The organism is Camelimonas fluminis, assembly GCF_014656355.1.
Classification (GTDB): Bacteria; Pseudomonadota; Alphaproteobacteria; order Rhizobiales; family Beijerinckiaceae; genus Camelimonas; species Camelimonas fluminis.
In genome coordinates, this window is sequence record NZ_BNCG01000047.1 from 1 (window position 1) to 1351 (window position 1351).

The window sequence follows — 1351 nt, forward strand, 5'->3', positions numbered from 1 at the left end:
ATCTGACAGCGTCAGTTTCGCTCCAGAGACCTCAAAGCACCAGGTTTTTCGAACCGTCCATCTGTTTCGGACTTCAAAAGGTTAACGAAGCCTGAAAACAGAGGAGCCGCAGGGATTTCCGCGGCCGCCGCCGCGGTTTGCGACAGGCCCAGCAAGGGATCGCGCCTATGCCGCCGATCCGGCTAACCGGCGGTTGATCGACAATGCCCGGCAGCGGATCGCGACTGCGCGTGCAAATCCGATCAGCTTGCCGAAGTCGCCGCCGGCTCGCAAAGTTGTGAATGAAAGCGTGTTGGCCTGGCGAACGGTAGCGGCCGAACAGCCGGCCAATCCGATCGCCAAGGACATGCTCGAGCGTCTGTTGATGGCGCAGGCCATCGGGGGGATACTTCAAGCAATCGGACGTCGTGTCGAGCAGATCACAAAGGAAGATAGCGGCATGGCCATTTCATCTGAACAGATGGCGAAGGACCTTCGCGTGATGAACGAGGCGGTCTCGCGAACGAGCGACCTTCTCGTGGGAGAGACCAAGCAGCAGTTCCGCGAGACGTCTGCTCGCTATCTCGAAACTCTGGCCAATCGCATCGACCTTCAACGAGTCCAGGAGCGCGGCGTCGAACGACTCAGTCGCGGCGAGGTCGAGTCCATCGTGGGAACGAATGCAGACCGGCTTATCGAGCGAGCCCAAGAAATCCGCCTTAAGGAAGAACGCGAGGCCGCATCCGCGGAACAAATCGCTGCTCGCGCGGTCAATGCCGAGCGGAGACAAGAGGCCGGTGTTGCGTTGGATGCGACATCGCAGCGTGAGCTGCGAGCCGAACGAAGCATTGTGGCCGGATCGCAGCAGGCCGCGTCAAGAGAGGCGCGGGAGGCTGCCGCCGCCGCCGAGGCTGCGCGAGCGATTGCGGAACATCCCGGTCAGCCGATTCCCGCGGCGCTTGTGCAAACGGATGCGCTTGCGAAGCTCCGCGCGGAGCAAGAACAAGTTATCCGGGAGATCGAAGCGAGCGAGCGGGCGACGGCACAATCAACGAAAGGTCAGCGTCTAGTCTAGAGAGACGCCTTGTTTTTGAATATTCTTGCGGCGGCATTCTGGCTTCTTGGCGCTAAGCGGAATTAGAGTGGATAATCAGGTGCCAATGGCGTCGTCGCACGCGGACCGTCGGTCGCGCTGAGGTGGCGTTAGGGACGACGATCATTCCCTATCTTCCCTTAACGTGAGGCCTGTGGCATCCTAGTGCCTATGAGGGTTGGCATCTGGCTCCGCAGGTTGCTCCCGATCCTAGCGGTTTTGGGGCTCATTGCCGGACCGTTCGCTGTATCGGCGAGCGGTGCTGTCGTGCAGGCTGCC

Annotated in this window: 1 protein-coding gene; it reads left to right on the forward strand. The window is 60.7% G+C overall.

Features of this window, described 5'->3' with window-relative positions; all coding sequences use genetic code 11:
• The first annotated feature begins 193 nt into the window (after positions 1 to 193).
• Positions 194 to 1054 (forward strand): hypothetical protein, encoded by an 861-nt coding sequence (locus tag IE243_RS20335; RefSeq protein WP_244643281.1) that lies wholly within the window; start codon positions 194 to 196, stop codon positions 1052 to 1054.
• Positions 1055 to 1351: the final 297 nt, after the last annotated feature.